This is a genomic window from Pseudanabaenaceae cyanobacterium SKYG29, assembly GCA_025055675.1.
Lineage (GTDB): Bacteria > Cyanobacteriota > Cyanobacteriia > Pseudanabaenales > Pseudanabaenaceae > M5B4.
Window position 1 is genome coordinate 49,396 of sequence record JANWWT010000003.1, and the last position, 22,142, is coordinate 71,537.

A 22,142-nucleotide genomic window follows, 5' to 3' on the forward strand; every position below is an offset into this window, starting at 1 on the left:
CACTCACCATGATGACTAGCAGTTTGTTCACCGTTACACAACTTTACAAGGAGTAAATCTATTATGTCTCATTTCAGCACTTTGCGCACAAAAGTTTCTAACGCCGAAATCCTCAAGCAGTCTCTGCGGGATTTGGGTCTGACCGTGAAGACCGATGCTGACGTGCGTGGTTACAACGGTCAACGTCTCCGCGCTGACATTGTGGCTGTTTTGGAAGGCGACTACGACCTGGGTTGGACTCGCAACAGCGATGGTACCTTTGACCTGATTGCTGACCTCTGGGGTGTGGCTAAGAAGCACAACCAAACTGAGCTGATCAACGCCATCAACCAGAAGTATGCCATCAACAAGACCTTGGCTGAAGTTAAGCAAGCTGGCTTGAGCGGCGCTAAGGTACAGATGGTAGTCCAAAAGTAAGCTTCCTCCAGTTGCGTGTCTGAGGGTGGTCTCCGCGGGAGGCTGCCCTATTTTTTAGTACAGGCTAGGGGCAAGGGGGAGCGACTTGTGCAAAGCAGTTGTCCTGTAAATTTTTGATAAAATCTCCCAAGGCTAGGAGTTGGGCAGGGTTAAGACGGTAGTACATCCAGCGTCCTTGTTGTCTTGCGCGGATTAAATTAGCATCCCGCAATACCTTTAGATGGAAGGAGAGTTTAGACTGACTGACGGCTAAACGTTCGCAGAGATCGCATACGCACAATTCCCGTTTTTGTAATAGGGTGACAATTTGGAGGCGAAGAGGATCAGACAGGGCATGGAAACCCGCTACTATTAATCCCTTGTCAATCTGGCAGTCAGTTAGGGCTGTCATAGGGTGAATGAGATGATTCTGTTTACTTAAGATTAGCCTTAGATCGGAATTGTTCCTCTGCTCAACAATAGGGTTATCAAGAAATTTGGGGCTAAAACCCCGCCCTTTAGGGTCGGTCGGACGTGTTCGGTGGTCGGCAAGGCTCCCGAGGCGTTGCGTTGAAGCGTCAAGAATCTTTGTCCTTTAGGACAAGGAGTATGTCAATGAGCGAGGCGCTCCATCCACCATTGACCGAGTTGGCTGTGGTCTAGGGTCTGACTTTTCTGTAAGGCTTCTGTGACAGCCTGCAACGATAAGCCGGACAAAACAACAGATTCACCGATTCTGCGGCTGCCAAGGTTACTTTCGATGGCAAAGGCAAAAATTTCCAGTCTTTGGGCATCCACGACCCAATACTCGCGAATGCCTATTTCTTCATATAGCATCCGCTTGATGCCCAGGTCGTCTGCTAAAGAAGTGTCCGCTACTTCAATTACTAAGTCAGGCGGCTGGTATTCCTCCAGGTTGACAATACAACTGCCTGTAGGCACCTGCAATTCCAGAAAGTAACAGAACACATCTGGTTGAAACTCGCACACTGCTTCCTTGCGATAGCTGGTATTCACAAAAGCGCGATAAGGGATGGCGCGCAGTGTGCAATAGAAACTCAGCAAAAGCAGGATGACCGCGTTGATGTCACCGTGCTGCGCCCCCACACCCATAACAAGTTGATAGGCTCCTTGCCAGTAATAAGCTTTAGCGTACTGGTAAGCTGGCTGCTGCAACAATACTAAGAAGTCTTCCCAGGTACCAGCCCGCCAGGTCGGCAGAACTGCAGTAGCGGTAGTCATTTTTTCCTTATCTGCCCCAACTGTGGTTTTATTGCTTGCCGTGACCAAGCAGCTGCTCATGTGATTCTACAACGTGGAAAGGGAAAGAGGCAACCTGAACTGGTAAGCGTTGTCGCGACTCGGGAGCCCCGTCGACGGATGAACCAAGAACAAGAATCCACGTCCTTTAGGACTGGGAGTATGTCAACTAGCCTAGAGCTTTTCTTAGCAGTAAACGATCGGGACGAAACCACCGCTTTTCCACTTGACAGCACTCAAATCCCGATCGGTAGTACAGTTTCTGGGCAATTTTATTGCTAGCCAAAACGTGGAGATAGAGGTAGGGAAAATGCCAATTCAGAATCATCTCTTCCGAGGCTTGTAATAATTTTGTAGCAATACCCTGACCACGCCAACGGGGATGCACAGCTAAATTAAATAGATAAGGTACTCTACCAATTGCCATGGTGCGCACAGAGATTTCTACAGTTCCGATTACCTGCCCATAGCTGAGGGCAACGACACAGAGATAATGACTATTGGGTTCCTGGAAGCGACTTTGTACATCCAATGCTACTAGTAAATCCATGAGGGGTGCTAGCCACTGTGCCCAGGGATAAAAGGTTAAACTGAGTAACTGTCCGATACCGTAAGTATCAAGATATTGGGCGCGGCGAATACACAGGGGCATAAAAATTCGGTGCGGGCCTATTGTTTAACTCCAGCATATACTCAATACCAAAGTTGCAGGGACTAAGCATGAAATTCGGTGTGGTGGTGTTTCCCGGTTCTAATTGCGATCGGGATGTGGCTTGGGTAACGCAGGGTCTGTTGGGACAGAAAACTGTTTATCTATGGCATCGGGAAAGTGCCTTGGCGGGGGTGGATGTTGTCATTTTGCCGGGGGGTTTTAGCTATGGCGATTACCTCAGGTGTGGGGCTCTAGCCCGATCGGCTCCTATCCTGCGTGCGGTAGTGGATCATGCTCACAGGGGGGGCTATGTCCTGGGTATTTGCAATGGGTTTCAGATTTTAACGGAAGTGGGGCTACTGCCGGGAGCATTGGTGCGTAACCGCAACTTGCACTTCATCTGCGATCGGGTGCGGCTGCGCGTGGAAAGAACAGATTTATCCTGGACGCGGAACTACGACCTGCACCAGATAATTACTCTACCAATTGCCCACGGGGAAGGCTGTTACTACGCTGATAGGGAAACTCTGACTAGATTGCAAGACAACCGACAAGTAGTTTGGCGTTATGTTGATAATCCCAATGGTTCCCTGCAGGATATTGCCGGTATCTGTAATCCCCAGGGCAATGTTTTGGGTATGATGCCCCATCCGGAACGGGCAGCTGATAGGGACTTGGGAAGCACCGATGGCTTGGGTTTGTTTACGGGACTGCTGGCTAGCCGTATCGCTGTTTGAAAAAGAGCATGGTCAAAGTCAGAGCTAGGGTCACGGCATTAGCCGCAATCACAGGCATGGCTTTAATCACTAAACCGTAGATCAACCACAGAAAAATGCCTAAGTTGAGACCAATTAAAGTAGTGAGGGATAAATCCTTAGTCGAGCGGGTCTGCCAAACTTTGATCACTTGGGGTAAAAAAGAAAGAGTAGTCAAGGTGGCTGCCACATAGCCCAAAATGTCAACCCATGCCATACCGTACCCAATAAACCCCCATGATTGTACAGAAAATTAAATCGATCGGGCTATGGCTTCTCCTCCCTTTCCTCTTACTTTTGTGCAGTGGCTGTGGACAGGTTTCCCCTAAACCCCCTGTGCATATCACCCTGTGGCATGGGGTTAATCCCCCCAGTAATCGAGAAGTTCTCCAACGGTTGGTGGATAAGTTCAATCAGTCGCAAACTGAAGTTTTTGTCGAGGCAATTTATGTGGGGCAACCAGACCAACAAATTCCCAAAATTTTAGCGGCGGTAGTGGGCAATGCTCCCCCCGACTTGCTGTGGTACAACCCCACCCTCACAGGCAGATTGGTAGAACTAGACGCTATCGCACCGATCGATGACTACCTCAACAACTCCCCTGTTGCCGTTGACCTTGACCCCGCCCTCCGATCGACTATGTCCCTAGAGGGTCACCTGTGGTCAATTCCCTTTGGCACGAATAACGTTGCTCTGTTTTACCGCCCTAGTTTGTTCCGAGAGGCTGGGATCAAAGAATTGCCCCGCACCTGGCGCGACTTAGAAGCCGTTGCCGCCCAACTCACCCGTGATATTGATGGGGATGGCAAAACCGATCGCTATGCTCTCCTTTTACCCCTGGGCAAAGGGGAATTTACCGTGTTTATTTGGCTGCCTTTTTTATGGAGTACGGGGGCAGAACTTTTACCGCGATTAGATAGCCCAGGAGCGATCGAGGCGTTGACCCTCTGGCAAAATCTTGTCAAAACAGGAAAAGCCTTACTCTCCCAACCAGAGCGGGGTTATGAAGAGGAAAATTTTTTTGCCGGGAGAGTAGCAATGCAGATTAGTGGTTCCTGGGCACTGCGGTATATCGCCAGCAAGGGAATTGACTATGGGGTGATGCCCCTACCCTACGCTCGTATCCCAACTACGGTAGTTGGGGGAGAAAACCTGTTTATGCTCAAGACCAACCCGCAACGGCAAAAACTCGCCTGGAAATTCATGGAGTATGTGCTCAGTGAGGAATTCCAGACGGAATGGGCTATCGGCACGGGCTATCTCCCCGTCAACCTCAGAGCACAGCGTCATCCCCGTTACCAAACCTATCTGCAGGAAAACCCCGCCATGGGCATTTTTCTCAGGCAAATGTCTGCAGGCAAAAGCCGACCCCTGGTCTACAGCTACCCCCGTCTGTCGGAAAATTTGGGCAGAGCGATCGAGCAAGTTTTACTAGGCAAGCAAACCCCTGCCCAAGCCCTAGCCCAGGCACAGCAGCGCCTACAAGGGACATTAAAATAAACAAACATCTCTGGTCAGAAGGAGGAAAGTGGGATTAGAATAGGTTAATGTTAAGAGTAACAGGCAAGCAAAGTCCTGCTCTGAGCATCGGTAAAACTGAGTGAAAAGGCAAAGGCGATGTTGCATCGGAAAATCTACCAACTGTGTGAAGCTAAGAGCGACGTGTGGATTTATCTGAAAGACCAGGGACGTTTAGTGGAACGGGCAAAAATCTTAGATATTGAGGGAGATGTAGTAACAATTCGCTACGAGACCGAGGAAGAGGACGAAGTCTGCGCCTGGGAAGAGATGGTAAGACTGGACAGCATTGGCAGTATCTCTAAGCGTATCTCCTCTGTACCCCGCACCCATGTTGACCCCGCCGACATCCCCACGGCTGAGGAGTGCCACCCTTCGGAACAAATTCGCCCTGATTCCGAGAAAAAATAGGAACCTTACCCCAGGGGAGCGTTTATGCAACCCGTTGACTACACTACCCTCGCCCTAGTGGTGGGGGAGCTGAACAATGTGGTTGTTCCCGCTCGCTTGGAGCAGGTACGGCAGACCGATCGGTTTACCCTTTATCTGGCTCTCAAAACAGTAGTGGGGAGAAGATGGCTCACCTGTAGTTGGCATCCCCAGGCAGCGAGACTACACCTCAGTCAGTCCGTACCCAAACTACCTGATACTTTTACCTTTAGTCAGCAGATTTGGCATCAGGTAGGTGGATTAGCCTTAGTGGGCGTTCGCCTGCCCCAGCCCTGGGAAAGAGTAGTAGTCCTGGAGTTTGCCCCACGTCCCCAAGCTCCCATCCTCTGGAGCCTATACCTGGAAATCATGGGCAAGCATAGTAACGCTATTTTGGTCAATCACAACAACACGATCGTTACCGCTGCCCACCAGGTTAGCCCCCAGCAGTCCCGCCCTCGTCCCATCCTCACTGGGGAAAATTACGTATTTCCCCCCTCCCAATTACTCCCCAGTCCCAATCTGGCAGAATCTTTTACCAGTTGGCAGGAACGATTGGCCGTCCTAGAAGAACCGATCGCTAAAGTTCTCTTCTTACGTTATCGCGGTCTCGGCAAGCACCTAGCAGAGGAACTGTGTCAGAGAGCAGGTATCACCCCCGGTCTCCTCACCAGTCAATTACATCAATTGCAATGGCAGGCATTGTGGCAAAGCTGGCAATTTTGGTTGCACTGTTTAAGTGAGCACAAATATAGCTGGCAGGAGTGGGAAAAGAGTTACTCCGTGTTGCCCAAGGAGGAAAACGATCGACCGAATATCTCCCTCAGTCAGCAGTTGGAACAGTACTATACGCGCTACCTCCAGTTAGAAACTGGTAAGCAACTTGCCCATCGGTTGCATCAGATTGTGAGTGTTCAGCAACAAAAACTAACAGAGAAAATCAAGGAATTGCAGACCAAGTTACAGCAGTCGGAGCAAGCCGACACAATTAAACACCAAGCTGACTTGCTCATGGCCAATCTGCATCTAGTCAGCCATGGCGTGGCAACCGTTAGATTGCGGGACTTTGGCAACGATGGAGAAGTAGAAATCAAACTTGATCCTGCCCTTACTCCCAGTCAAAATGCCCAAAAGCTCTACAAAGTTTACCAAAAACAAAAACGTGCCCGCGATGTGATTCGCCCACTACTACAAAAAAACCAACAGGAACTAGACTACTTAAGCAACATTGATACAGCCCTCACCTACTTGGAAGGACATGAGCTAGAACTATTAAAGGAAATCCAACAGGAGCTAATAGAAAATGGCTATGGCAAAGTCTCAGAGATGGAATTTTATCGCCCCCCCAAAGCCAAGCCAGACATTAACTGCTACCGCTACCCCACCCCCCAGGGCAATGAAGTTTGGATCGGTAGAAATAACTTCCAAAATGATAGCCTGACCTTCAAAATTGCTACTGACTATGACCTGTGGTTTCATGCTTTAGAAATTCCAGGCAGCCATGTTTTACTTCGCTTAAAACCAGGACAAGAACCCGATCGGGAAGAACTGGAATTTGCTGCTAACCTAGCCGCCTTTTACAGCAAAGCCAGATACAGTGACCAGGTGGCAGTAATTTACACCAAACCCCGCTGCGTCTTCAAACCCAAAGGGGCAAAACCAGGTATGGTTGTTTACAAAAACGAAACCCTAATCTGGGCTAGACCCCACCTAGTTTCTCTCCCTGACAATGGCGGGGACAGGATTTGAACCTGCGACCTTCGGGTTATGAGCCCGACGAGCTACCAGACTGCTCTACCCCGCGGTGAGGACTCCATTATACCAAATAAGTTGGCAGTGGGACAAAAACTTTCCCTCCCTAGGAAGCACCGCTATCTTCAATCAATTCGATCGGTAACCCATCTATATCAGCAATAAATGCCGTCTTATAAATCCGATCGCCAATTTTCTGTTCCCTAGGAGGCAGCAACAGCTTCAGCCTACCCAGTTTATCTGCCAAAGTTTGCAAAGTTGCCCCTAAATCCGCAACCACAAAAGACAAATGGTAATACCCCGTATAATGCTCATCAAAAAAACAATCAGGGGCAGGTTGTGGTTCGGGAATCTGCATTAACTCCAAACGGGTGCCATTACTCACCATCCAGCAAGCCAGGGTAATTCCCGCGGTAAACCGCTCCTCCACCACAAACCCCAGGCATTCATAAAAATTAATAGCCTGCCAAATATCCCCAGTCCGAATAGCAACGTGATGGAACTTCACAAAAATTTAATCTCCTAATCCACCAAATTTATTTGATATAAGTTCATAATAGGGTAAATCAATCAACAATAGGATTAGAATTTGTTCGGCTATCTTAACCTATTCTTAACCAGAGGTTAAACTTACCTTAGTGTTTTCGTATCCGCCACAGTTTATGGTGAATATGTAGTCCAACCTAAAAAGAGACTCGACCCTATGAACTTCTCCAGTCGTGGTTTGTTGGTAGCCTCTGTCCTGGCAATAGCTTCTGTGATGCCTAGCCAGGTGATGGCGCAGAAAGTAATTAAGATGGATGGCTCCAGCACTGTATTTCCCTTTTCTGAAGCTGTAGCGGCTGAATTTCAGAAGCAAAACCCTGGTATACGTGTCACGGTGGGTGTATCTGGTACGGGTGCTGGTTTCCGTAAGTTCTGCAACGGTGAAACGGATATTTCTAATGCTTCCCGTCCTATTTCCAAGCGGGAGATGGAAACCTGTAACCGCAATGGTATTAAATATATCGAACTGCCCGTTGCTTTCGATGGTCTCACGGTGGTAGTTAATCCCCAAAACACTTGGGCTACCAACCTAACGGTGGAAGAATTGAAGCGGATTTGGGAGCCTGGCTCCAAGATCAACAACTGGAAGGATGTCCGTCCTGGGTTCCCTGATGTGCCCCTACGGCTCTATGGTGCAGGTACGGCTTCTGGTACATTTGACTACTTTACAGAAGCGATCGTGGGCAAGGCTAAAGCCAGTCGCACTGACTACACCGCCAGTGAAGATGACAACGTATTGGTACAAGGTGTAGCAAGAGACCGCGGTGGTTTGGGCTACTTTGGTAAGTCCTACTATGAAGAGAACAAGGACAAGCTGAAGGCAGTAGCAATTGTTAACCCCAAGACTAACCGCCCTGTAATGCCTTCCGACGAAACAGTGCTAGATGGCAGCTATCAGCCTTTGTCCCGTCCTCTATTTTGGTATGTGAATGCCGAGTCTGCTAACCGGGATGAAGTAACCAAGTTCGTGCTCTTCACTATGCGCAATGCTCCCTCTTTGGCTAAGAAAGCCGATGTAGTGCCTTTGTCTGCAGCTGACTACAGAGCAGTACTGAACAACGTTTTCACCAAGCGCAAAATCGGAACTGTGTTTGGTGGTGAGCAACAAATCGGTGCTACAGTAAAAGAGATCATTGCCAAGGAGGCTAAGGAATAAACTGAGGGGGGCTTTTCCCCCCTTGTGTTTTGCCAAATTTATCGCTATATAGGGATTTAGAGTTAACTAGGTAACATCGTGTCGGACACCACTAATCTTCTTTTATCTGTTACTTCGCAGGCGGCTCTCCAGAGACGGAAGGTCAGAGAGCTACGGGAAGGATTTATTCAGATTTTACTTTTACTAGCGGCGATCTCCTCTGTGCTGGTCACTTTAGGCATCATGGAGATTCTTATTTTCGAGAGCATCAAGTTTTTCACTAACCCAGAGCTAAAGGAAGTAGGCGTAGATAACATATTTTTAGACTTTTTCAATTTAGTTAATCCGCAATGGACAGTTTTGTTTGAAGAAAAGCATTTTGGTATTCTGACTCTACTTTCCAGTACTCTTCTGACTTCTTTCATTGCCCTAGTAGTAGCTATACCGATCGGGACTACGGTAGCGATTTTCCTTAGCGAGTTTGCCATACCTTCAGTTAGGGAAGCCCTAAAACCAATTCTGGAATTATTAGCAGGTGTACCGTCGGTAGTTTTTGGTTACTTTGCTCTCAACGTTATTTCTCCCTTTATCAGGTCTTTCAATGAAAATATTCCTGGATTCAATCGCCTCAGTGCAGGCATAGTCATAGGTATAGCCATTATTCCCATTATCAGTTCGATCGCGGAGGATGCTATGCGGGCTGTGCCCAACCAGATGCGGGAGGGTTCCTATGCTCTGGGAGCAACTCGCTTGAACACGGCAATTAATGTGGTTCTGCCGGCAGCTTTTTCCGGTATTGTTGCTGCTTACATTTTAGGGGTGTCTCGGGCAGTAGGGGAAACGATGATTGTAGCAGTGGCAGGGGGGCTGCAGGCGATTTACAGTTGGAATCCTTTAGAAGGGGCTGCTACCATTTCTGCTTACATTGTGCAAGTGTCTTTAGGTGATATTGAATTTGGTTCTTTAGAGTACGAAAGTATATTTGCGGCTGGGTTAACTTTAGCAGTGATAACCTTGGTTCTCAACTTAATTGGATTCTTCCTGATCAAGAAGTACAAGGAGACCTACTGATGACTAACGAGATGCCTGAATTGCTTGACCTAGGGTTAATTCGTCAGGGAATCAGTGCTAGGAAACTAGTGGACAACATATTCATTGCTTTGGGGCTAAGTGCCCTGGCATTCAGTTTAGGTGTTTTGTTAATCTTGATCGGCAAGTTGTTGTTAGAGGGCGGCAAGCGTTTATTTGGTGAGGGTTTACAAGGCCTCTGGACTTTTCTAACTTCTGTCCCTGATTCTGATCCTGAAATAGCGGGGATCAAGATTGCTATCATAGGCTCTTTCTGCGTAATTTTACTCACCGCTGTTATTGCTGTGCCCCTGGGTATAGGCGCTGGTATTTTCTTAGAAGAGTATGCGGGTAGGGGGGGCTTACCCATTCCTTTTCCCAAGTGGGCATCGGATGTGATTGAAATCAATATCTCTAACTTGGCAGGTGTTCCTTCAATTATCTACGGTTTGTTAGCTTTGGGGGTATTCAAGCATCAGTTCAAGCTAGGGGAAACGGTAATCACGGCGGGTTTAACCCTGGCACTGTTGATTTTGCCAATTATTATCGTCACCACCAGGGAGGCAATTAAGGCTGTGCCCCAGTCGCTGCGAGAGGGGGTATATGCGATCGGGGCTTCCAGGTGGCAAATGATTTGGGATCATATCCTACCTGCATCGGCGGGAGGGATTTTAACGGGAATTATTGTGGGGTTATCGCGGGCGATTGGGGAAGCAGCTCCCCTGGTCACGATCGGGGCACTAACATTTATTACCTTTCCCCCACCATTTCCCTTTTCGCCCAAGCCTGAGGGGCAAGGGGTTTATGGTCCTTTTGATTGGTTGTTTTCCCAGTTTACGGTAATGCCAATTCAAGTATTCGACTGGGTATCCCGTCCTCGTCCAGAGTTTAGTGTGGTAAATGCGGGAGCAGCGGCGGTTGTGTTGGTGGTTATGACGCTATCAATGAATGCTTTGGCGATTTATTTGAGGTTCTATTTCCGTAAGCGTGTCAAATGGTAAGAATTGTGGTAGGGTGAGTTTGCAATGGAGCCAATAAATATCATGGAGCGGACTACAATCGCACGGGATAAGGTAAAGGCTGAGGTTGTCAACTTTAATTTTTACTACGGCAACTTCCACGCTCTCAAAAATATCAACATGACTGTGGCGGAGAAGAAGGTGACGGCACTGATTGGTCCCTCAGGCTGTGGCAAGAGTACCTTGTTGCGGGCATTTAACCGGATGCATGAACTCTATCCTGGTACGCGCTACGAGGGACAGATTCTGCTGGAAGGTCAAGATATTATGGCTAGGGATGTCGATCCCATTGAAGTGCGGATGCGGATCGGCATGGTGTTCCAAAAGCCCAATCCCTTTCCCAAGAGTATTTACGAAAATATTGCCTATGGTTTGCGGATTCGGGGGATCAAGAAGAAGAGTACCCTCGATGAATTAGTGGAGAAGGCCCTACGGGGGGCAGCTTTGTGGGACGAGGTAAAGGACCGGCTGGATAAACCTGGTTTCTCTTTATCGGGGGGGCAACAGCAGCGCCTGTGTATTGCTAGAACTTTGGCGACATCCCCAGAAATTATTCTGTTTGACGAGCCCACCTCTGCCCTTGACCCGATCGCTACCAATAGTATTGAGGAGCTGATCCAAGAGCTGCGGAACCAAGTGACAATTATTATTGTGACCCACAACATGCAACAGGCAAGTAGGGTATCGGACTACACTGCCTTTATGTACTTAGGGGAGATTGTGGAATTCGACAAAACTAACTTCATCTTCGGTAGTCCAACGCAACAGCGTACCAAAGACTACATTTCGGGTCAGTTTGGCTGATTATGGCAAGTCCAGAACTGTCGGAATTGGGGCAAGAGATACTACAGAAGGGTCGCTGGGCTGGCGACCACAGGGTTGTTAACTTTTGGGAAGGAGTGTTTGCCTTTACTACAGGAGTGCTAGCAACCATTCCAATTCTGGTATTCTTGGCTATTATCGCCTTCATGGTCTATGACACGATCGCTTTTTTCCAGACCTATCTAGCAGAGGGACAGACAGTAGGGGCTAGTATTTGGCAGTTTTTCACCGATCGGGATTGGACAGTGATGTTTGAGCCACCTGAGGGTGAAAGGCGGAAAATAGGGGTTGTCTCTCTCATTATTGCTTCCAGTATTGTGGCGGTAATTGCCTTGGCAGTGGCAGCACCTCTAGGGGTCCTCCTCTCTATCGCTGTTACCCAGTACCTACCTAAACGTTTGAATTATTTTGTCACCCCCGTTTTGAATTTGATTTCTGGTGTCCCCACGATCGTGTTGGGGGCATTTGCTTTCTTTACGTTTACGCCTGCTTTGCAAAGGTTCTTCCCCCTGATTCAACCCTATAACTTACTAGTATCGGGTTTGATTGTAGGGTTATTTGTCACACCGACGGTGTTGGGGATTGGAGCAAGTGCCATCAATGCTGTGCCCCGCTCCTACTTTGAAGCTGCCTATAGCTTGGGGATGCGCAAGCACGAGTACATCCTAAAGATAGTTTTACCAACGGTGTTTCCTGCCCTAATTGCCGCTTTTACGCTGGCTTTCTCCCGTGCCTTCGGGGAGACAATGATTCCTGTGTTAGCCTCTGGTTTAACACCGCAGTTTACTTTTAACCCGTTGCAGGCAGGACAGACGGTGGCTTCGTTTATTTTTCAGGCAGCCACGGCGGCAGTGGGTTTCGACAGTATTGAGTTTAAGTCTATGTTTGCCACGGGGTTGGTGTTATTTTTGCTGACCTTTGTGTTGAACTCGATTGGTAATTTGTCACGGCGACGTTTTGCTGCCCAGATTGAGACTTTAGGGGTGTCAAAGGTAGAGGAGAGGTCAGTCAGTTCGGCAGCAGAAGAGGGGATGGTTAGTTTGGCAAGGGAGGAGAGAATAGTAGGGACGGAGTTCAGGAGTAATAACACCCTGAGGACATTGCTGGGAGGAATTTTTGCTAGCCTAGTATACTGTTCGGTCTTGCCAATCTCCCTGGTACTAGCTTTTTTAGCTGTGAGTAACTTCCGTCAAGGAGCTAAATACCTGAACTGGCAATTTCTGACCCAGTTTGCTGACCCTGACCCTGAGCAGGCTGGTATTTTGGCAGCATTGGTGGGCAATTTGTGGCTGGTGTTTCTGGTCGTGGTGATGCTGATCATAGTGGGTTTGGGGGCAGCTATCTTTTTAGAAGAGTATGCAGATGTATTTCTCTATCGAGTATTTAAGAATAGAAGGCTGGTAAGGTGGGTAGAAACCCTACTGGAAATTAACTTGGACAACCTATCCGCTATCCCTACGATTATCTATGGTGTGCTAGGAGCGGAGCTGTTTGTTAGGACAATGGGAGCAGGTAGGACGGTGATTGCGGGGGCCATGACTCTGGCGATCTTGGCTTTACCATTTGTGATCACAACGTTTAGGACTTCCCTGCGCAATGTACCAGCTACTCTACGCTACGCGGGCTACGCTGTAGGGATGAGTAAGTCCCAGGTGATTTTGCGTATAGTAATTCCCTATGCTTTTTCTGGTTTGACTTCGGGGGTATTACTAGCAGCAACGGTAACTATGGGGGAAACAGCAGCTTTGGGAGCAGTGGTAGGGGCATTGGGTCTAATTTCCTTCACACCTTTCCAGAATCCGGAGGGAACAGGTCCTTTCCTCAGTCAGTTTGTGACAATCCCGCTCCAGATTTATCTCTGGACAACCCAGCCCGCTACAGAACCGCTGAGTGCAGCAGCGATTGTTGTCCTACTGGTTATTTTGCTGATTTTGGGCGCTCTGGCTTTGTTTACGGCTAACCTATTTCAATCCAAGACCTATGAATCCTGAGTACACATCTGGCACAGTTTTACAGGGGGAAGGGGTATCCATTGCCCTCGATGATGTCACGGTATTTTACGGCATCAACCCTGCGATTCAGAATGTGACATTGGATATTTACAACCACTCTGTCACAGCCTTTATCGGTCCGTCGGGGTGTGGTAAAACTACACTCCTACGCTGTATTAACCGCATGAACGACATGATCACCAGTACGCAAATTACGGGCGAGATTCGGGTATTTGGGGAAGATATACAGACAATTGACCCGATCGAGCTGCGGCGGCGGGTAGGGATGGTGTTTCAGCGCCCCAATCCTTTCCCTACTTCTATCTATGAGAATATTGCTCTGGGGTTGCGAGTGAACGGTTTTCGGGGCAATATCTCCGACCAAGTGGAGAAATATTTGCGTCTGGTGGGTCTCTACGATGAGGTGAAGGACAGACTGAAAACTAATGCTTTGCAACTATCGGGGGGGCAACAACAACGGTTGTGCATAGCCCGTGCCCTTGCCCTGGAACCAGAAATTATCCTTATGGATGAACCCTGTTCTTCCCTTGACCCCATCTCTAGTATCCGCATTGACAATTTGATTACCCAACTGAAGAAATATTTTACGGTGGTGATCATCACCCATAACTTGCAGCAGGCAGCCCGCATTGCTGACTGGATCGCTTTCTTCAAGGTGGTGGAAGCAGAGGGAGCAAGGTTTGGTGTCCTGGGGGAATATGCTACGTCTACCGATTTCTTTACAAAGCCAGCCTCGATCGATTCCTACAACTACATCAATACCCGCATTGGTTAGAATTTTTCGGTCGGCGAGGCTCCCGAGGCGTCGGTCGGCGAGGCTCCCGAGACGGCTGCTCCTGCTGGTTGGTTTTTGCTGGCTACTACTCCCTGGGGAAGCGGCAGCAAATCTGTTTTTCGATCGGGGAACCTGGCTGCTGGGGCAAAATGACCTGCAGGGGGCAATTACGGACTTAAATAGAGCGATTGAAATAGACCCCAGGGCAGTCGATGCTTACCTTAATCGGGGCATTGCCTATGAGCGGTTACGGCAGTGGGACAAAGCGATCGGGGATTACAGTCGGGTACTGGAGTTGCAGCCCCAAGATGCCTATGCTTACAACAACCTGGGAAATGCCTATGGGGGCAAGGGGGAATGGGAGAGGAGTTTGGCTTACTACGAGCGGGCAGCGCAACTAGACCCCAAATTGTCGATCAGTCAGGTCAATGCTGCTCTGGTTTTGTATCAAGTTGGCAGAGAGGTAGAGGCAGCCAAGCGGATTAGGAATTTAGTGCGCAGGTATCCCTATTGGGCGGAGGTGCGGGCAGCATGGACAGTTATGCTGTGGCAGCAGGGCAGGCACGGGGAGGCAGAGAGTAACTGGGTGGCAGTGCTGGGCTTGGATAAGCGCTACACAGACTTGGAGTGGGTGCGGGAGGTGCGGCGTTGGCCTCCCAGGTTGGTAGAAGAGTTGGAGAAATTTTTACAACTGCAATGACGAAGATAACGCCAGCTAGGTTGAGGGAATTGCATAGCTTACTCGATCGTTTACCTCTTGCGGACAAGGAGCGAGTTAACTGGGAATTAGTGGATTTAGCCCTCATTCACCCCAGCTACGGCAGTGAAAATAATGACTATTTAGAATTTTGCGGTGACAGTGTCATTCGCCTGGAAGTTACCCTCTACCTCTATCGACAACACCTGTCTTCCCTGGGGGATTTGACCAATTTGCGCAATCAGCTGGTCAGCGATCGGGTACTAGCAGAAATTGCCGACAGCTATAACCTCGATCGGTTCATCTTAGCTGCTCCTGAGGTAGCAAAATCCACACCTAGGTTGCGGTCACGGTTAGCAAATGGTTTGGAAGCCCTAGTGGGGGCACTATATCTGTCCACGGATGATTTTAGTTTGGTCAGTCCTTGGCTCGATCGCCACTGGGAACGATTGATTCCCCCCTTGAAAACAAAGCCCGCCTTTGGCAACTACAAAATTGCTCTCCAGGAATTAACCCAAGCCCACTGGAAGCAGTTACCAGAATATCGCCTAGTACAAAATCAGCCCCCCTTTGTGGCGGAAGTGTGGATACAAAATCGCTGTTGGGGCAAGGGAACAGGCAATAGCATCAAGGAAGCCCACCAAGAAGCCGCCGCTCAGGCTCTTCCCCTGTTGCAAAAATTTGTGCAGGAGCAAGCAGATGCAGGTGCATAAACATGTATAGCGACGCTAAGGGTGATGGGGTAGTGTAGAAAGTGTGTGAGGAGCGAACCAAAAAGGGGATCAGGACGGAACGAGGAAAGTACCTGGTCCTCTTCTTGTATCTAAGGTTAAGGAGGTATTGTGCAAGCCCTCAGACGGATAGCAGCGGGATTAACTCTGACGGTCACAGCTTCTGTCCTAGGTGGCATTTGGTATGGGCGCTATTACCTCAACACACACTTGACTCCCCAGCTCCAGGCTTACTTAACAAAGGTACTACAAAGGCCGATCGAGTTAGGGCAGGTTAGTTTCGTCAGTACAAGGTCAGTTCACCTTGCCAGGACTGTTATCCCCCCTACCCCCACCCAGCCCGACTTTTACGTCTTCGATCGCATTGAGCTGCACACTGACCCTTGGGAACTGCAACGATCGGGCAAGCTAAAATTGCGGGGCAAATTACTACGCCCCAGGGTGTTTTTACCCCAGGACGACCAGGGACAAATACCAGCCCTAACCCAAGAGCCGATTACTGTGGAGTTACCAGATTGGCTAGACCTAGAAACGATCGATGTGGTGGAGGGACGGCTAACCATCGGTATTAGCAAGACAAGGCAGTTAGTCACACTCGATCGGTTGGGGATAAACAGCCGCTGGGACAATCTCAATTCTGTCTTAGCTAGGGGCGTGGCGGAGGTCAAACTAGGGCAATGGCAGCCAGACTTCAACCCCACAGCCATGGCAGCTATCGGGAATGAGAAGTCCCAAGGGCGAGCTATGCTTGACTACGAATGGAATTTGCGCACAGGGGACAGTAATCTACAGGTGCTACAGCAGGATGTCAATCTAGCTGTCACTACCAGCTTCATTCCTGACCTGCCCTTTACAACAATAGGGGGGAAAGTAGACGGCAATGCTCTGATATTTTTCCGTCCCGATCGGGAACCCCAAGTTAAAGCGGGGCTTAAGGTCAAACAGGGGGCAGTGATGATTCCTGGTGTGGAGCAGCCCCTAGAGGAGATAGCCGGGGAGTTCAGCTACGATAGTGCCACTACCAAAGTAAAAGGATTGCAAGCTCGATATAAAAAGGTTCTCCTCACTGCAGCGGGGGAAATTACCCCCGATCGGGGTTTGGACATAGATTTACGTATCCCCCGCCTGGATTTAGACCAGTCTCCTATCTCCAGTCCCGTACCGATGGCAGGCAAGGTGGCGATCACAGGCAAGTTAAGGGGTACAGAACCCAGCTTTTACGGCAAGGCAACAGCGCTAGAACCCCTGACGATCGATCGCATCCCCATAGAAACGGCAGAATTAGTAGTAGCTACCTCAGACTGGCAAACCTGGCAATTACCCCAACTGCGATTTGCAGCAGCTAAGGGTGTAGTACAAGGCAGCGGCAAATTGGTGCTAGGGGAACAGCCCAGCTTAGATGTCAATCTCCTAGCCCAGGACATCGAGGGGGAGACTATTGCCCAACTCTACCAAGTAGATTTACCCTTTCCCCTGGGGAATGTACAGGGCAGTGCCCGTCTCACTGGTGGAGGAAAGGAATTTCAACTGGTCATCGATGCCCAAGCTCCCCAAGCCAAGTATCCTTTCCGTGCCCAAGCTACTGTTGCCCCAGGGATGACTACTGTCGATCGGGTTGAACTCAACTTGCCAGAGGGCAAAATTAGGGGTGAGGGACTAATTACTGACAAGGGCTGGTCTGCCAAACTCAGTACTCCTGGGCTACAGCTGCCCCAAACCACAGTAGCGGGGACACTAGAAGCCATTAGCCCCAACGGTAGTCTTGCCCTAGAAGACATCCGCGCCACAGCCAAACTAGAGCTACCCCAGGGTATAGGACAGTTCCAGGCAACTCTCACAGGCAACCTAGCATGGGACGGCAAAAATATCCTGGTGCAAACTCTCCAGCTAGGAGAAGTGCTCACAGCAACAGGGGAAATTGAGTTAGAGAAAAATGACCGCCATCTACCCCAGGGTATAGGGGAAATCAACTTGCAGGTGCGGAGTGAGAATGCCCAATTAGAGGATTTACGGTTTCTGTTTCCCCAAATACCAGCTAAGTTGGTGGGGAATTTAGATTTTCGGGGGCAAGTCAGAGGAGAACTGGAGCGGCTACAAATACTCGGCGACCTAAAAGGCAGAGGAATTACCTTGGCAGGGGAGAACAACTTACCAGAGGGCACGATCGAATTTAGCAGCAATATCAGCGGTAGTATTTTTGCCCCCCAAATCCAGGGTAGAGCCACGCTAGTGGGATTAGGTTACCAGGGTATATCCTTTGACCCTGTCCTTGCAGGGGATTTCCGCTTTGACCAAGGGGGGATAAAGGTAGATTTACGCGGGAACAGAGACCGCATTAACCTAGACCTCAATACCCAACTGCAACCGCAAAGTATTGACCTGCGTTTGGGCGATGCCAAAGCAACAGCCCGCTCCTTGGCTAGTGACCAACTCCAGGTCGAGGTAGAAAACTTCCCCCTTGGCTTGGTAGCAACTGCCTTGGGGCAAACAGAAATCAGCGGCATAGTGGCAGGGAGAGGGGAAATTAACCTGGGGAAAAACTTCCAGACTGTGGGGCAATTCACCATCGATCGTCCTGCCTATGGTCGCGTTCAGGGGGAAACACTAAGGGGCGATTTCACCTACACAGACGGCAACTTTCTCCTGCAAAACGGAGAACTGACAATTCCTGTCACCCCCGATCGGACTTCTGCTTACCAGCTAGAGGTTGCCTACAACCCCAGAGCTACCACCAGACTGCAGGCTAGCCTGACGATCGCAGAAGGTAACCTCCAGGACATTACCCAGATTATGCAGTGGTCACAGTGGTCGGACATTGCCCAGGGATTAGCTCGCCCCCGCTATGCCTCCGGGAAGGACTTAGCAACTTTTCCCCCCGTGGGTCTGTCCCAGGCTCCCTTCAGCCAACAACTGCAGTATTTTTTCCAAATCCAACAACGTCTTACGCAGCAGGAAATTGCCACTGCCAAACGAAGTGTTTTGCCACCCCTGACGGATTTGGCAGGTTCCCTATCGGGAAAAATCACTGTCACCGACTCCGCCCCAGGGGGATTAGGGGTGCAAGTGAACCTGGTAGGCAAAGATTGGGAATACGGTAAGTTTGCTGTCAATGACATTAGCCTGCAGGGGGAATACCGCAACGGTACCTTGAAGATTGCTCGTGCCCGCCTCCAATCTGACCAATCTTTTGGGGAGTTGCAAGGTGCCCAAATTAGCTTAATTGACCCGCAAACGGGCAAATTAGGAGAGATTCAAGGGGAACTAGAACTAGAGAACTTCCCTATCGAGTCTTTGCGCCCTCTACCCTTCTTGCAGCTTATCCCTGTGGAAGTGACAGGGAAGCTCAAAGGCAAAGCTAAGTTGGGGGGCAACATCCTGCAACCCCAAGTTGAGGGGGAGTTAGAGCTAGTAGGGGGCACGATCAGCCAGGAACCAATCGAGTCGATCACGGGGGCATTCACCTACAAGCAGGGGAGACTAAGTTTTAACAGTACCCTTGCCCTCGCTGGTGCTCCACCCATGCAACTGCGGGGAAATCTACCCTTGGCGATCGGGTATGTCTTTCCTGGCACCCAGTTAGAAATGAACCTAGAGGTGAAAGACCAAGCCCTGGCGTTTGTCAACCTCCTCACCCCTAACCTGCGCTGGCTTGATGGTAAAGGGGAAGCCAAGATTGCTATTAGTGGTACTACCAAACAACCGAAACTGCTGGGTAATGCCACAGTCACAGGGGCACGCATTCAAGTGGCGGGCTTGCCAGAGGAAATTACTGACCTCCAAGGAAAAGTAGAATTTGACCTCGATCGTGCCACCGTTGACCTCCAGGGTAGATTCAGTCAGGGAGAACTACTTGCCCAGGGCAGTCTGCCTATTAGCAACGAAACCCTAGTGGCAGAAAATCCCCTTACCCTCACTGCCACTAAACTTACCCTCAATCTAAAAAATACCTACAGTGGCAATTTTGATGGGCAAGTAACTGTGGGCGGCTCCCTGCAAAACCCTGTCCTCACAGGCAAAGTGACTCTCTCTAATGGACGTATTCTTTTGCCTGAAGAAACAATAGAGCGCAATGGTTCGGCACCTGCCCCTATCTCTTTCCGCAACCTCAAAGTAGCATTAGCAGACAATGTGCAAATTACACGCGCACCCCTGTTCAACTTTGTGGGCAGAGGAGAAGTAGAAGTCAACGGTAGTATCAAAGACATTCGCCCTGCAGGTAGGATTGCCATCACTAGAGGGCAGGTCAATGCTATATCAGCGCGTTTCCGCCTCGATCGTTCCTTTGACAACTTTGCTGAATTCCTGCCCACCCAGGGCTTAGACCCCAATTTGAACGTACGCGTGTTAGGGGTAGTGCCAGAGGTAATTCGCCCGCCGATTGAACCCTCTCCCTTTGATGCCTTTAATCCTAGTGCTATTCCTGTCAGCAATTTGGGTGCGCAACGGACATTGCAGGTACAGGCTACAGTCACTGGCAGAGGTAGCAGTCCCACGATCGAGTTGCGTAGCAGCCCGCCCCGCACAAATTCCGAAATCCTGGCATTAATTGGGGGGGGCTTATTAACTCAGACAGGGGGGGACCCCACCGCTACTTTGGTCAATCTGGCAGGAGGGACAATAGTTTCTCTCCTACAGGATGCAATTGGGGATGTGTTGAGTTTGTCGGAATTCAATCTTAGCCCCGTGACCACAGGTGGTGATGGCAAACGTATTTCCGCTCTAGGTCTAGCGGCAGAGGGAGCGATTGAAATAGGCAGAGATTTCTCCCTATCTATCCGTGGCGTGATTAATGACCCCTCCCAAAATACTAACTACACCCTCCGCTATCGCCTTGACCCCAACACCCTTATCAGAACTAATACTGACCTGGGAGGCAACAATAGTTTAACGATCGAGTGGGAAAACCGTTTCTAGTATTTACCCGTAAACACCCGCTCAGCTGTACCACTCATAAACACATGGTTGCTACTCTCCTCCCAGTGAATCTTGAGTGTTCCACCAGGCAGGTACACGGTACAAGAACGATCGATTAGCCCCTGCAGCACCCCCGCCACCACTGTGGCACAAGCGCCTGTTCCGCAGGCAAGGGTGATCCCTGCCCCCCGTTCCCACACTCGCATTTTTACCTGGCTACGGTCAAGCACTTCCACAAATTCAGCATTAACCCGTTGCGGAAAGGCAGGGTGATGTTCAAACAACGGTCCAACCTCGGCCAAGGGCAAATTGTCGACTTCAGGAACAAAGGTGACACAGTGGGGGTTGCCCATACTAACACAGGTCACGTGCCAAGTTGTGCCCTCGACCACTAAAGGAAGATTAACTACCTGTTGATCGGGTTTACCCAGGGTAGTAGGTATTGCCTGAGCCAGTAAACGAGGTTCCCCCATATCGACGGTGATTAAATTGTCCTGCAGATGAACGACCATTTCCCCTGCTAAAGTCTTGATTGTGTATCGGTTATCTGGTGGGTCGATGCCCAAATCCTGCATAAATTGCGCCAGACATCTAATGCCATTGCCACACATTTCAGGTTCGGAACCATCACTGTTAATAATGCGCATGACATAATTGCCTGCACTATCCTGTAGCAAAAAAATCACCCCATCCGCCCCAATGCCAAAATGCCGATCGCAAAGGCGAGGGATACCCGCAATAGGTACCAACAGTTCCTGCTGCTGCCGGTTGTCAATCAAAATAAAATCATTACCCAGACCCTGGTACTTACTAAATTCCATCAACACCTCCCCAAGGGTAAGTTGCTCTCCCGACCCGTCTTTGGATTTCACTTCGGGGATCATACTACCATCTCTCACCACAGTGACAATGACATTTCTAGGGCTTGCCTCAGTACCCTACCAACGCCGACATTAAAAGCCACCTCTCTACCCTGCGATCCCAAAAAAAGAGTGAAAGTCATCCACCCGCCACAAATGGGTCTCAGCCCCAGCAAATAGGCGATCCCAAACATTTTAGGTATATTTACTTAGTGGTTAGACTCTTAAATTGTAACAGTTAGTTACGCTAATAATCTATCTATTGATAGATAAATTTTGCTTATCAAAGCACAAGAGTTGATTAGGCGATACCGTAAGGAGGAGCTATGGCTAAGAGTTTACTGATGCGTCTAGGGGCGACAGTGGTATTGTTTATGGCGTTGCCGTCTCTAGTAGAGCGCTGGGCGACATATTTTCAAATTTCCCCTGTGTTTGAGGGTATATTAGCTATAGTTGCCTGTTTCGGTGCGTGCTTACCCTTGTTGACCATTTTTCAAAACAGCGATTAGGACTATGGGGTTACTGGAGTTGCTGCTGGGATTAGTGTTAGGAACGCTGATTGTGTTCTACGTGCTGCGTATTGTGCTGACTTGGTATCCCCAAATCCCCTTGCAGAAGTTTCCCTGGGTAATTGTCTATGTGCCGACAGAGCCTTTGTTGGTACTCCTGCGCCGCCTGGTACCGCCCCTGGGGGGAGTCGACATTACACCGGTATTGGGGGTAGGGCTATTTAGCCTACTGCGGGAGTTGCTCTTGGGGCAGCAGGGGATTTTGACTATGCTCGATCGCTTATCTAGCTAG

Annotated in this window: 22 protein-coding genes and 1 tRNA gene; 16 read left to right on the forward strand and 7 right to left on the reverse strand. The window is 49.5% G+C overall.

The genetic code is table 11. The features are described 5' to 3' along the window. The first annotated feature begins 63 nt into the window (after positions 1–63). Entirely contained in the window at positions 64–417 is a 354-nt protein-coding gene (locus NZM01_06510; GenBank protein ID MCS6959685.1) for a DUF1257 domain-containing protein, read from the forward strand. Positions 418–481: 64 nt separating this feature from the next. Here the strand turns inward: NZM01_06510 and NZM01_06515 are convergent, their stop codons facing one another. The 3 genes from NZM01_06515 to NZM01_06525 form a co-directional block, all read right to left on the reverse strand. Further along, a complete protein-coding gene (locus tag NZM01_06515; GenBank protein ID MCS6959686.1) occupies positions 482–808 on the reverse strand; it encodes a metalloregulator ArsR/SmtB family transcription factor in 327 nt (108 codons plus the stop codon). Between the two features lie 200 nt (positions 809–1,008). Continuing rightward, positions 1,009–1,638, reverse strand: a complete 630-nt coding sequence (locus tag NZM01_06520) for a Uma2 family endonuclease (GenBank protein ID MCS6959687.1) — start codon at positions 1,636–1,638, stop codon at positions 1,009–1,011. A 187-nt stretch (positions 1,639–1,825) separates the two neighbouring features. Next, complete coding sequence (locus NZM01_06525) at positions 1,826–2,308, reverse strand: GNAT family N-acetyltransferase (GenBank protein ID MCS6959688.1); 483 nt, start codon at positions 2,306–2,308, stop codon at positions 1,826–1,828. Positions 2,309–2,376: 68 nt separating this feature from the next. Here NZM01_06525 and purQ point away from each other — a divergent pair, with 68 nt between their 5' ends. Next, a complete protein-coding gene (gene purQ, locus NZM01_06530) occupies positions 2,377–3,045 on the forward strand; it encodes a phosphoribosylformylglycinamidine synthase subunit PurQ (GenBank protein ID MCS6959689.1) in 669 nt (222 codons plus the stop codon). Here the strand turns inward: purQ and NZM01_06535 are convergent. Further along, on the reverse strand, positions 3,026–3,280 hold the full coding sequence (locus tag NZM01_06535) for a SemiSWEET transporter (protein MCS6959690.1): 255 nt from the start codon (positions 3,278–3,280) through the stop codon (positions 3,026–3,028). The two genes, purQ and NZM01_06535, sit on opposite strands and share 20 nt — an antisense overlap. 20 nt (positions 3,281–3,300) lie before the next feature. Between NZM01_06535 and NZM01_06540 the strand changes: the two genes are divergently transcribed. The 3 genes from NZM01_06540 to NZM01_06550 all read left to right on the forward strand — a co-directional run bounded on the left by NZM01_06540 (position 3,301) and on the right by NZM01_06550 (position 6,759). Next, positions 3,301–4,563, forward strand: coding sequence for an ABC transporter substrate-binding protein (locus NZM01_06540; protein MCS6959691.1), 1,263 nt, complete (start codon positions 3,301–3,303; stop codon positions 4,561–4,563). A 117-nt stretch (positions 4,564–4,680) separates the two neighbouring features. After that, positions 4,681–4,992 carry a hypothetical protein gene (locus tag NZM01_06545; protein ID MCS6959692.1) on the forward strand — a complete coding sequence of 104 codons (312 nt, stop codon included), beginning with the start codon at positions 4,681–4,683 and terminating at the stop codon, positions 4,990–4,992. Between the two features lie 24 nt (positions 4,993–5,016). Further along, positions 5,017–6,759, forward strand: coding sequence for an NFACT family protein (locus tag NZM01_06550; GenBank protein ID MCS6959693.1), 1,743 nt, complete (start codon positions 5,017–5,019; stop codon positions 6,757–6,759). Here the strand turns inward: NZM01_06550 and NZM01_06555 are convergent. After that, a tRNA-Met gene (locus tag NZM01_06555) sits at positions 6,741–6,814 on the reverse strand. The genes NZM01_06550 and NZM01_06555 overlap by 19 nt on opposite strands. A 54-nt stretch (positions 6,815–6,868) precedes the next feature. Next, positions 6,869–7,270 carry a VOC family protein gene (locus tag NZM01_06560; GenBank protein ID MCS6959694.1) on the reverse strand — a complete coding sequence of 134 codons (402 nt, stop codon included), beginning with the start codon at positions 7,268–7,270 and terminating at the stop codon, positions 6,869–6,871. A gap of 195 nt (positions 7,271–7,465) precedes the next feature. On the opposite strand from NZM01_06560, the gene NZM01_06565 reads away from it, so the two are divergent. From NZM01_06565 to NZM01_06605, 9 genes are all read left to right on the forward strand, one after another. Next, the gene (locus NZM01_06565; protein ID MCS6959695.1) at positions 7,466–8,464 is read left to right on the forward strand and encodes a PstS family phosphate ABC transporter substrate-binding protein; all 999 of its coding nucleotides are present in this window, start codon (positions 7,466–7,468) and stop codon (positions 8,462–8,464) included. 78 nt (positions 8,465–8,542) lie between these two features. Next, entirely contained in the window at positions 8,543–9,514 is a 972-nt protein-coding gene (gene pstC / locus NZM01_06570; protein MCS6959696.1) for a phosphate ABC transporter permease subunit PstC, read from the forward strand. Beyond that, a complete protein-coding gene (pstA, locus tag NZM01_06575; GenBank protein MCS6959697.1) occupies positions 9,514–10,512 on the forward strand; it encodes a phosphate ABC transporter permease PstA in 999 nt (332 codons plus the stop codon). Before pstC ends, pstA begins: the two co-directional genes overlap by 1 nt. Before the next feature lie 42 nt (positions 10,513–10,554). Further along, the gene (gene pstB, locus NZM01_06580) at positions 10,555–11,334 is read left to right on the forward strand and encodes a phosphate ABC transporter ATP-binding protein PstB (GenBank protein MCS6959698.1); all 780 of its coding nucleotides are present in this window, start codon (positions 10,555–10,557) and stop codon (positions 11,332–11,334) included. 2 nt (positions 11,335–11,336) lie between these two features. Further along, positions 11,337–13,343 carry an ABC transporter permease subunit gene (locus tag NZM01_06585; GenBank protein MCS6959699.1) on the forward strand — a complete coding sequence of 669 codons (2,007 nt, stop codon included), beginning with the start codon at positions 11,337–11,339 and terminating at the stop codon, positions 13,341–13,343. Beyond that, entirely contained in the window at positions 13,333–14,139 is an 807-nt protein-coding gene (locus NZM01_06590; protein ID MCS6959700.1) for a phosphate ABC transporter ATP-binding protein, read from the forward strand. Before NZM01_06585 ends, NZM01_06590 begins: the two co-directional genes overlap by 11 nt. Next, complete coding sequence (locus tag NZM01_06595; protein MCS6959701.1) at positions 14,132–14,839, forward strand: tetratricopeptide repeat protein; 708 nt, start codon at positions 14,132–14,134, stop codon at positions 14,837–14,839. Before NZM01_06590 ends, NZM01_06595 begins: the two co-directional genes overlap by 8 nt. Next, positions 14,836–15,549, forward strand: coding sequence for a putative dsRNA-binding protein (locus NZM01_06600; protein MCS6959702.1), 714 nt, complete (start codon positions 14,836–14,838; stop codon positions 15,547–15,549). The genes NZM01_06595 and NZM01_06600 overlap by 4 nt, the downstream gene beginning before the upstream one ends. A gap of 129 nt (positions 15,550–15,678) precedes the next feature. Then, a complete protein-coding gene (locus NZM01_06605) occupies positions 15,679–20,481 on the forward strand; it encodes a translocation/assembly module TamB domain-containing protein (GenBank protein MCS6959703.1) in 4,803 nt (1,600 codons plus the stop codon). On the opposite strand, the gene dapF is transcribed toward NZM01_06605, so the two are convergent. Next, positions 20,478–21,308, reverse strand: coding sequence for a diaminopimelate epimerase (gene dapF, locus NZM01_06610; protein ID MCS6959704.1), 831 nt, complete (start codon positions 21,306–21,308; stop codon positions 20,478–20,480). The genes NZM01_06605 and dapF overlap by 4 nt on opposite strands. A gap of 359 nt (positions 21,309–21,667) precedes the next feature. On the opposite strand from dapF, the gene NZM01_06615 reads away from it, so the two are divergent. Then, entirely contained in the window at positions 21,668–21,850 is a 183-nt protein-coding gene (locus NZM01_06615; GenBank protein ID MCS6959705.1) for a hypothetical protein, read from the forward strand. Positions 21,851–21,854: 4 nt separating this feature from the next. After that, entirely contained in the window at positions 21,855–22,142 is a 288-nt protein-coding gene (locus NZM01_06620) for a YggT family protein (GenBank protein ID MCS6959706.1), read from the forward strand.

Coding starts and splice junctions, on each gene's coding strand:
- NZM01_06615 (MCS6959705.1), top strand. CDS start 21,668: ATGGCTAAGAGTTTACTGATGCGTCTAGGGGCGACAGTGGTATTGTTT.
- NZM01_06535 (MCS6959690.1), bottom strand. CDS start 3,280: ATGGCATGGGTTGACATTTTGGGCTATGTGGCAGCCACCTTGACTACT.
- NZM01_06620 (MCS6959706.1), top strand. CDS start 21,855: ATGGGGTTACTGGAGTTGCTGCTGGGATTAGTGTTAGGAACGCTGATT.
- NZM01_06585 (MCS6959699.1), top strand. CDS start 11,337: ATGGCAAGTCCAGAACTGTCGGAATTGGGGCAAGAGATACTACAGAAG.
- NZM01_06540 (MCS6959691.1), top strand. CDS start 3,301: ATGATTGTACAGAAAATTAAATCGATCGGGCTATGGCTTCTCCTCCCT.
- NZM01_06515 (MCS6959686.1), bottom strand. CDS start 808: ATGACAGCCCTAACTGACTGCCAGATTGACAAGGGATTAATAGTAGCG.
- purQ (MCS6959689.1), top strand. CDS start 2,377: ATGAAATTCGGTGTGGTGGTGTTTCCCGGTTCTAATTGCGATCGGGAT.
- NZM01_06590 (MCS6959700.1), top strand. CDS start 13,333: ATGAATCCTGAGTACACATCTGGCACAGTTTTACAGGGGGAAGGGGTA.
- NZM01_06510 (MCS6959685.1), top strand. CDS start 64: ATGTCTCATTTCAGCACTTTGCGCACAAAAGTTTCTAACGCCGAAATC.
- NZM01_06520 (MCS6959687.1), bottom strand. CDS start 1,638: ATGACTACCGCTACTGCAGTTCTGCCGACCTGGCGGGCTGGTACCTGG.
- NZM01_06550 (MCS6959693.1), top strand. CDS start 5,017: ATGCAACCCGTTGACTACACTACCCTCGCCCTAGTGGTGGGGGAGCTG.
- pstA (MCS6959697.1), top strand. CDS start 9,514: ATGACTAACGAGATGCCTGAATTGCTTGACCTAGGGTTAATTCGTCAG.
- NZM01_06525 (MCS6959688.1), bottom strand. CDS start 2,308: ATGCCCCTGTGTATTCGCCGCGCCCAATATCTTGATACTTACGGTATC.
- NZM01_06565 (MCS6959695.1), top strand. CDS start 7,466: ATGAACTTCTCCAGTCGTGGTTTGTTGGTAGCCTCTGTCCTGGCAATA.
- pstB (MCS6959698.1), top strand. CDS start 10,555: ATGGAGCGGACTACAATCGCACGGGATAAGGTAAAGGCTGAGGTTGTC.
- NZM01_06545 (MCS6959692.1), top strand. CDS start 4,681: ATGTTGCATCGGAAAATCTACCAACTGTGTGAAGCTAAGAGCGACGTG.
- NZM01_06600 (MCS6959702.1), top strand. CDS start 14,836: ATGACGAAGATAACGCCAGCTAGGTTGAGGGAATTGCATAGCTTACTC.